General features: G+C 35.9%; 7 protein-coding genes. All 7 read right to left on the bottom strand.

What is annotated here, in order from left to right:
• Positions 1 to 505: putative N-acetylmannosamine-6-phosphate 2-epimerase (locus RYK12_RS03385; protein WP_314846951.1), on the bottom strand; the 505-nt coding region annotated here is incomplete at its 3' end.
• 172 nt (positions 506 to 677) lie between these two features.
• Entirely contained in the window at positions 678 to 1,781 is a 1,104-nt protein-coding gene (locus tag RYK12_RS03380) for a Gfo/Idh/MocA family oxidoreductase (RefSeq protein WP_314846949.1), read from the bottom strand.
• Positions 1,782 to 1,822: 41 nt separating this feature from the next.
• Complete coding sequence (locus RYK12_RS03375) at positions 1,823 to 2,656, bottom strand: carbohydrate ABC transporter permease (RefSeq protein ID WP_000730332.1); 834 nt, start codon at positions 2,654 to 2,656, stop codon at positions 1,823 to 1,825.
• Positions 2,656 to 3,540 carry a carbohydrate ABC transporter permease gene (locus RYK12_RS03370; protein WP_000237988.1) on the bottom strand — a complete coding sequence of 295 codons (885 nt, stop codon included), beginning with the start codon at positions 3,538 to 3,540 and terminating at the stop codon, positions 2,656 to 2,658. Before RYK12_RS03370 ends, RYK12_RS03375 begins: the two co-directional genes overlap by 1 nt.
• A gap of 78 nt (positions 3,541 to 3,618) precedes the next feature.
• Positions 3,619 to 4,956 (bottom strand): ABC transporter substrate-binding protein, encoded by a 1,338-nt coding sequence (locus RYK12_RS03365; protein WP_084888750.1) that lies wholly within the window; start codon positions 4,954 to 4,956, stop codon positions 3,619 to 3,621.
• Between the two features lie 18 nt (positions 4,957 to 4,974).
• Positions 4,975 to 5,427, bottom strand: coding sequence for a YhcH/YjgK/YiaL family protein (locus RYK12_RS03360; protein WP_084888752.1), 453 nt, complete (start codon positions 5,425 to 5,427; stop codon positions 4,975 to 4,977).
• Positions 5,428 to 5,955: 528 nt separating this feature from the next.
• Entirely contained in the window at positions 5,956 to 9,834 is a 3,879-nt protein-coding gene (locus RYK12_RS03355; protein WP_261220943.1) for an SIALI-17 repeat-containing surface protein, read from the bottom strand.
• Positions 9,835 to 10,026 lie beyond the last annotated feature (192 nt).

The raw sequence follows: 10,026 nt of genomic DNA, 5'->3' as shown, positions 1-10,026 counted from the left end.
TTGGACTGTAAGATGTGTATCCTGATAAGGTTGTTCCGACAAAGTCAATTCCTGCCTCAACAGCTGCTAGTCCTTCTTCAAAAGTACTTGTATCAGCCATCAAGAGCTGGTTTGGATATTTCTCCTTAACCTGACGAATGAAGTCTTGAATCTCCAAACCATCGTAGCGTTCACGCTTGGTACAATCCAGAGCAATCACCTCAATGTCGAGTTCTGCCAATTCATCAACTTCTTTCATAGTAGCTGTGATGAAGGGTTCTTGCGGTGGATAATCTCGTTTGATTATCCCAATGATTGGAAGGTTGGTAACCTCCTTGATTTCCTTGATATCGCGAACACTGTTTGCCCGAATACCAACTGCTCCACCTTGCTCAGCCGCTTTGACCAGCAAGGGAATGACTCCTCCCGCTTCTGTATAAAGCGGTTCGTGAGGAAGGGCCTGACAAGAAACGATGATCCCATCTTTGATTTGGGCAATCAAGGCTTCTTTAGTAATCTGTGGCATCCTCTTTCCTCCTTTTCTTTGTTCTTATGAGTTTATTATATATTATTTGTGAAGCGCTTTCAATACTTTGTAGTAGAATAGATTTCAGTTTCAAAAACTAGCCAAGTCAAACAGCTCCTCTAAAAGTACTTTCAGAAGAGCTAGTCGACCTATAATAGGAGAATACCAAAATTTATTTTACAATTTCTGACAATTTTACTTTACGATCTTCAAACATAGATTGGGTACAAGCATCTGCAGTAGCAATTGCTTCGAGAGCAGCTTCACCTGTCAACAATTTTGCAAATTCTTCTGATACTGGAGCTCCTTGCATAATCTCATGCAGATAGCGCATTTCTTTATCAATGACAGATGATAACCATAATGGAGTACGTTTACCTGGTTTACCATAAGCAATTGCTCCATCCATCTCTGTACTATGATAGATACGAGTACGGTCATCATCTTCTTCTTGCGATTCATGAATCAAGAAATAACTTTCTTGTCCGTCTAGCTTAAGAGTTCCTTTACAGTTGAATAAGTCTAAACGGATGGCACCTTTCGTTCCTTGAATCAAGACATAATGCTCACCCCAACGATAAGCTGAACCCCATTCTAACAAGGCAAAACGTTTATTAGAAAATTCCATATTTACAAAAATCATATCATCTTCGTCACCGAAATTTTCACCTTCATGGGCTACATTTCCACCTGTCATGGTTACAGTTTCAGGCATTCCCCCCATAAGGAATTGCACGCAATCCAATTCATGAATATGGTGATACAAGTGACCACCTGATTTTTCACGAATTTTTTTCCATGATACTGATGGTTGTTGTTCTTCCCAACCATTACGAGCTGTGTGACAGTATAGAACGTCTCCAATAACTCCTTGATTAATTAGTTCTTTTGCATGATGAACACCATTAAAGAAATTCATAATATGTCCTGCCATAAAGGTTACATTGTTTTCTTTACATGCATCTACCATCTCGCGACAATCTTGATAAGAAAGCGCAATTGGTTTTTCACAGAAAACATTTTTACCATGTTGTGCAGCCTTAATAACTGGTTCTTTATGAAGATTATTTGGAGTTGCGACAATAACACAATCTACTTCATCGCTAGAAACCAAATCATCTAAGGAGCTTGCTACTTTTGCTCCCAATTCTTCTGCAATTGCTTCTGCATTATCTGGATCATAGAGAAGAGTAATCTCTGCTCCATCATTCTTTTGCATATAACGAGCTAACTCAGCCCCAAAATATCCTGTTCCAACAACACCATATTTAACCATGTTTTTCTCCTTTATTATTGAATAAACTTTCTAATTTTAACTTATTTTACAGATCCTTCTGATAATCCACTTGCAATTTTATTTTGGATGATAGAGAAGAAAATGATTGATGGAAGAACTACAATAACAGATGCTGCCATCATATCTCCCCAGTCTAGGATTTCTGAACCATTAAGTGAACGAAGGGCTACTGCTACTGTCATCTTTCCTGTATTGTTAATCAAAATCAAAGCATACAGGAATTCATTCCAAGCATTGATAAATGTATAAATAGCTGTTGCTACAATACCTGGTGCTACAATCGGTAGTACAACTTTATAAAAAGTAACAAATTTATTTGCACCATCAATTCTAGCTGCTTCTTCAATTCCAATTGGAACTGTTTGGAAAAATCCAACTAAGAGCCAAACTGCATATGGAACACTAAAAGATAGATAAACCATCATCAAGCCAAATAAACTATTTGTTAATCCAACTTTAGCAATGGCAATTGAATAGGGAATTGCTAACAAAATTGGTGGGAAAATGTAGGTAATGACGAGTAGTCTCGACATGATTGCTCCCAATTTAGGGAAAAATCGAACAATACCATAGGCTGCCATAGCCGAAATAATAATCGCAATAACGGTTGTAGCTAAGGCAATAATCAAACTGTTTCGAATATTATCAATAAAGTGCAAGTCGTTGATAACATGAGTGAAATAATCTAATGTAAATTGTTCAGGCCAAAATCGTGTTGGATACTGAGTTAATTCCCCTTTACCTTTGACAGAAGATATGATAATCCATACCAATGGGAAAATTGCAACGATGGTCGCACCAATCAAGAGTACATGTGAGAGAATATCTAAATAAATACCGGATTTCTTCTTCATTATTTTCTACCCTCCTTTTCCCACTTACTGATGATAGCAAAGTAGATAAAGCAAATTGCCACCAAGAATATAAAGAGCAATACTGTAACTGCTGAAGCACGACCCAACAATTTAGTTCCCCAACCTAGGTTGTAGGCAAAAATTGGAAGTGTCGTTGTAGCATTGGCTGGTCCACCACCAGTAATTAGGTAGATAATGTCAAAGTTATTAAAGATCCATACAGTTCTCAAAACAACTAGAAGCCCTACAACCACTTTAATATGTGGAAAGACGATAAATTTGAACACTTGCCAACTTGAAGCACCATCTATCTTAGCAGCCTCAAATTGTTCTTCTGGTACTGTTTGCAAAGCTGAAAGCACATTAACCATAATCATCGGCGCTCCAAACCAAATGTTGATAAACACCAAACATAGGAATGCCCATGTACTATCTGTCAAAAATGCAGGCGTATGTTCCATTAAACCTAATTTTACGATGAGATTAGGTAAGTAACCATAAACCCCGTTTAGAATCCACTGCCAAGAAAAGGCAATAACGATGGTAGGAAATGCCCAAGGAACAATCAATAAGGTCCTATATAATTTCTTGAAGTGGCGTACTCTGTGAAGAGCTAAAGCCAATACAAACCCTACTAAAACTTGACCAACTAATGAGAAAACGGTCCACTTAATTGAATTAAAGAACGCATTAAAGAAGTTGGGATCTGATAGCACAGCTTTATAGTTAGCTAAACCAACAAATTTATAATTAGGCATAATCAAATGCTTATTGGTAAAGCTATAAAAAATACTCGAGAAAAACGGATAAACAAAGAGTAATCCTACGATAATCATAGCTGGCAAAACAAATATCCAGCGAGTTAAATTACGTTCTTTAACCATTCTCCTTCTCCCTTCTTTTACAAGATTGGGCTAGGGCTTTTCAGCTCACTAGCCCACCTATTTTCTAGTCTTTTACATCTACTGAGCAGCCTCAAATAAATCGTTTAATTGTTTTTCTGCTTCTTTTGCTGCTTTCATAGGATCTGTTCCATTTGAAATGATATCTTGGAACATTTGTTCAATAATGTGTTGGTTAGTCAACATACCAGCTTGTACACTTGGTCCATTTTCATAACCAATAGCAGTACCTTTTTTAACAGCTTCAGTAATCACTTCTTCAGCATGTTTAAATTTCTTACGAGTTTCATTTTCTTTATAGGCTGCAGAATCGCTAATTCCCTTAATAGTTGGCAACATACCTACTGGAGTTGAATCAAGGAATTTAATGTAGTCTTCTTCATTATAAAGTGATTCTAAGAATGCTTTAGCAACTTCTGGGTGTTTTGAATTTTTCCAAACAACCATTGGAATGTTTGAGGTTTCAATTCCTTGGTCCTTATCAGATTCTTTGATTTTTGGAATAGGATAAGCATCAATCGAATCAATCAATTGAGGACTGTTGGCATTAATCCCTCCAATATGGAAGCCAGAGTTAAAGTCAAATGCTGTTTTTCCTTGGTAGAACAAGGTAGCTTGTTGAAGGACATTAAAGTTCAAAGAATCTTGAGGTGAGATTTCTTTATACATTTTAACCCAGTATTTAATACCATCTTGAGCAAGTTGGCTTGTCAAATCTGCTTTAAGATCTTTTGTCAAGAGACTTCCACCACCACTACGAACATAGAAGTTCAAGAAACGTGTTGCCATTAAGTCATTTGTTCCGAACGGAACAGACAAGCCATAAACTCCAGCTTCTTTCAATTTTTTAGAAGCTTCATAGAGTTGATCCCAAGTTTTAGGAACCTCAATATTATGTTCTTTTAACAAATCTGTTCTAACCCACATGACTTGTGCATGTGAATAAAGAGGAACAGAGTAGTAATCATTTCCAATTTTTGCTTCATTTAGGGCAGTTTCGTTAAATTTATCCTGTCCAATACGCTTGATAGAATCGTTTAGCGGAACCAAAGCATCTGAGTTTACCATTTCCATTACTTGGTTAGGAAGGGCTGTACTGATATCTGGCACATTTCCATTTGCTAAACCTGTAGTCCATTTAGTATAGAAGTCATTCCAAGAAAATGTTTCAATCTTGATTTTCGTTTTTGGATGTTTTTGCATGAAAGCATCTGCTGATTTTTGAATACTTTCTAAACGTGGTCCTTGAGTAAAGGAGTGCCACATCGTAATCTCACCAGATAATTCTGTCGGTGGTTCAGTATCAGCTGTATTTTCTTTCTTTCCTGAGCAAGCCACCAAGGCAACGGCTGCTAAAGCAACTCCAGCTAGACATAAAAACTTTCTCATTTTTTTCATTGTTCTTCCCTTTCTACATTAAGAAATCGCAACTTTAAAGACAACTTTTTTCACAGGTTCATCATTTATACGAACCTTCGGTTGATGTAAATCTTCTGGAAAAGTGATGAGGCATTCGCCAGCTCTCAAATGAACTAACTGTTCCACTTTCCCTGTGTATAATTCAATATCTTTTTCTTCATCATATTTTTGGGTAACGCTTACATTTTCCGGCGACGTAACAGCCATGGCTTCTTCGTTTTCCAAAACTAAATGAATATCCAAATATTTTTGATGTGTTTCAAAGAAAGCCCCTGCTTGACCATCTGCTAGATAAGTAAAGCAATTCCCAAACAATCGATCACCATCGATATCAATCGGACCTTCTGTTAAATTTTCTAGTCCTGTTTTTTCTAGAAAATCTATTAATGTTGCAAAATGTGGATTTACTCCCACATAAGTTCCTAAACGACTAATTTTTGTAATAATCATACCGTATCCTCCTTTCTACAAATTTTTATTTATATATAGCAGCACCACACTCCCTATTTTAAAAATATATAATTTACGATATGTTAATTCTCAATTCTATTAAGAATTTGTCTCCGTTTCTTACCTATGATAAACTCCAAGAAAATTATTTATTACATATCTTATAACGTGTCTTATAACGTGTCTTACTTATGCCTCATTTTCCTTGTTTTATGAACCCATTATATACCTTTTTTGAAGCGCTTTCAATATTTGTTGTACGATAGAATATACTTTTATAAATATTTTATATAACACATTATCAAGAAATTACTTTCTATACCAAATATATTAATGTTTTTTATATTTAAATGATATGATTATAAACAACCCTTATAAAATAAGAAGAAATCCCTAATTGTCTCAAAATGTATTGAATATAATTGTAATTTTATCAATTAATTCAAAACCCGTCTAGAATTCCCATCTTTTTACTGAACTCTAGACTGGTTTATTTTCTTTTTAAAAGTAATATCTATTATTTTATAACTAACCTTCACTATCCTTTCGTCTATAGAAAATCATGGCTCCTAAAATAACACCCACAAAACCTAGCAAAACTGTTGATATCGACTTATCCTCACCTGTATTTGGTAACTTGGACTGCTCATTATTACTTACTTTATTTTCCAGTTGACTAGATTGCGAGTGTCCATTTATTGATAACAACTTAGGAGATGCTGAATTAACCTCACCATTTTTATCTTCCCTATGATTATCAAGTACCACATTATCCAAAGAAAGTTGGAAAGTCATAGCATATATACTAAAATGATTTGTCTCAAAAGTGACCTCCCCATCTTTTTGTAGGAATTCAAGTGTGTGTAAGTTTCCTTTAGAGTCAACATAATAAACATTCTCCACAGACTGCTCCGCTGCAAAAGTAACAATTACTGTTCCTTTAGGCTGAACAGCTTTACCACTTGCATCATTCAATTGGATATCATATGCTTTATAGTTTAATGAACTTAAAGAACTGACTTTAACTTCTTGAATTTTAACATCTTTAACATTTTTCAACACTTCTTCTGAAGCGTGAATTTGAACACTTCCTGTTGCATTTTTTAAAGTATGTTTTAATTTGGAAGATTCTGAAATGATAGAACTAGTAGTAACATTGTTATTTTTTAATGGTTTATTATTGTTTTCTGTGATAGAACTTACGTTTCCTTCTTCTATAATTGCTCCTGAATTTTCTTCTTTTTCTAATGGCTCTATAGTTCCAGTATATGCTGGTTTGTCAACAGTTGGAGCTAGCTCATATCCTGATGTACCTATTGGCTCTTTATATTCTGGAACCTCTATTACCTCCGGAGAGTCAATGTTTACTCCTCCTTCATATTCTAGAACTGATACCGTTGGAGCGTCTTCTGAGCCTGCTGTTGATAGAGGACCAGTATACTCTGGAACCTCTGTTACAACAGAAGAAGCAGAATTTACTCCTCCTCGATAATCTTCTTTCTCCGAAACAAGGGCAAGTTCTGAATTTACTCCTCCTTCATATTCTGGAACAGATATTGTTGGAGCTCCTTCTAAACCTGATGTTCCCAAAGCACCTGTATATTCTTCAGTATAATGCACGACACTCTCCGCAGCATTCATCCCACCAGGAATTCCTGCTCCAGCAAGGTTGACTGTCAAATTATGCATACTTTCAATACTGCCATCAACTATACCAGTAATTTCTTGTCCAATATCTTTCTTATCTACAGCAAATAAAAGAGTTTTGCTATCATACTGAGTCATGAAAACAGCTGTTCTTCCATTCGCCAATCGCAAAATAGGTGCTCGATTTACCAGGACTTCTGAATCAAATTCTAGACCAAAAACACCTTTCCCCATCTCATAAGCTTGGCTAACTTTTGCTTCTGTCGGAGAAATCAAATCCTTACTCACAAAATCCCAATTAAATTTTTTATAGGATAAAGTATAATAGTTCTGTCCATTTTCACGATGTTCATACAATAAGCCGTATTCACCACCACCTAACTCTTGCAATGAATTATAAGCAAATTCTCCATTCTGAATTGGATTGTGTTTTAACCAAGTTAGCTCACCATTTTCCTCAACACGAGCCAAGTGAACTAAACCATTTTTACGTTCACGGCCTGGTCCAGCAGCATTGCTAAGAAGAATGTACTCTTTACCATCATGCATCGTATGAATAGCTGACATTTGAACATAGGCATCTTTTACTTCTGGATAACGTTTGATTGTCTTCTCCCAAGTAACCCCACCATCTTTACTGGTAGCAACCTGAAGATCTCCAGTCAATCCACGCATAAAGAGTTTTACATCCCCATTGTTTAATTGCAGAACCGTTGATTCTGTATTTTGAGCACTACTTTTATTCATATTTGATGAATGGATAACGCTATTTCCAACAGGTCGATTATCATTTGGTGACTCTCCAGCATGCCAAGTTTGTCCATGGTCATCTGAATAAATCAAACGTGAAGACTGTGATCCGCCTAAATGCGAAATATTGTTCGTTGTATAGGCTGGCACTAAAATACGTCCTTTATGAGCGCCATTGCGTAGTACAATTCCTGTTCCAGGACCTGTTCCAAGGAATTTCATCCAGTCTTGCCGAATACCTGGTGTGATATCTTTTGGAGCAGACCATGTTTTTCCATCATCATCGCTATATGACATCCACAAATAGCTCGTATTCGCTACTCTGAATGGATTTTTATCGCTTTGTTTAAAATAGATATTTCCAATTAATTCTTGATTTTTATAAAGATCTCCCTTATCTCTAAATCCAGCCTCTGTAGGATTAACCACGACTCGATAGTCTGTTTTTTGATTTTGTGAATTGAAAATCTCACCATTATCTCTTAGTGTATATCGTTCCGTCTCCCCTTGTTTGTAAAGAACCTGATAAGTTTTATCTCCTATTTCTTCATAAGCTTTTTCAGGTTGATTTGGCATTCCAAAAACAGCTCGCCCTTCTGGAAACATATCATAAATTGAAAAAATCCGTTTTGTCGTTGGATCTTGAACTAGAACCATATCAATATTAAGGGGTGATGTAGCAGTCTTATCAGTAGCTTCTGGATTATCGCGAAGATTAGAAATAGTTAGTTTATCTCCCCAAGTCTTTCCATTATCTTGACTGCGACGAATTACCATACCAATATCACCATAGTCAAAATGGTGTAAACGTCGTTCGTCACCCGCAGCGATCAAGGTTCCCTTATCTGTTTTTAATAAAGCTGGAATTCGGTAACTATTAATTCCTTCACCATTTGGCTGGTTATTTCTCCCACTCTCAAAAATATCTTTCTTTTCAGTAACTTCAGCGCCTTCAGGTAATTTTTTCTCTAAATCATTTCTTTCAAATAATTGGCTACGTTTTTTTACTTCCTCGATGGTTAGAGCACGATTATATACAGTTAGATTACGGATTTGAAGATTCGACCCCCACATTGTTTGGTTTGCTCTTCTAGTAGCTCCAATCTGTACTTTATTGACGTCTGGCATATCTTTAATAAAGCGACCTGATTTCGTGTTCGTTCTAGATAAAACTCCATTTACATATAAACGAACCTGCCCATTTGGCTGATCTGCTTTTGGTCTCTCTACCGTAAAAGTAACTGAATTCCATTGTCCTGGTTTTATTTTAAGAGGTGCATCTGAATAACTGCCATAAAAATGACTTCCATCAGCACCACGTGCTTCCACCATTGCAGTCCCTTTGTTCACAGACATACTAAAATATTCATCTTTCTTCTTATCACTTGATACAGAGAAAAGATTATAAAATTGAGGTGCATTGGCATCTGGTTTAAACTCCATATGAATGGTAGCATTTTGAAGTTGTTTCAACTGATCCAATTCTTCTGCTAGATCAACTCTCTGCCCATTCCCAGTATTGGTAGCCAGATCCTCTCTTTCAAAAACAGTTTTTACATTTGTCAACTCTCTGGCAAAAAAATCACGTGGAGGAGCGACTGCATCATCTGCACCTTCAATTTTTGCTGGATGATGCTCTATACTTTCTTCACTTCCTGTATTGGACTCTACAGGAAGATGTTCAGAGTTTCCTTCTGGTTTCGAGGTTTCTTCCTTCAAATTATGCTTATTAACATCAACTCCTTGATTAGTCGCTAAAGCTAATTTATCAGCTAAATCTTTATCTAGGTGATTTAAGTCACCAGAAACTACCTCAGTTACAGGTTCTGATACAGGTGCTCCACTTTCTAAAGAAGTTTCTACCTTACTTACATCAATATTAGTTGTAGTTTCTTGTGCTAAAGCCGGAGTAATACCAAATAAAACTGATCCAATAGCTACCGAAGCAACACCAATGGTAAATTTTCTAATACCATATCGGTTTTTACGATTAAGAGAACTTTGATTCATATAATTCCTCCTACACTTTGGGTAAGCGCTTTCTTTTTTGGTTAAAATTTTTTAATTAGTTGAAAAATTAAAATAAGGAAGTAATATAATTAATGCAATTTATTATTCTCAATTAATACATAACTCCCTAAATAATTATTTTACTTCTTAAAATCTAGACTTTTCTTTATTATACAATAAAATAATATATTT

The organism is uncultured Streptococcus sp. (genome assembly GCF_963518475.1).
Lineage (GTDB): Bacteria > Bacillota > Bacilli > Lactobacillales > Streptococcaceae > Streptococcus.
This window is presented reverse-complemented; position numbering and strand designations above follow the sequence as displayed.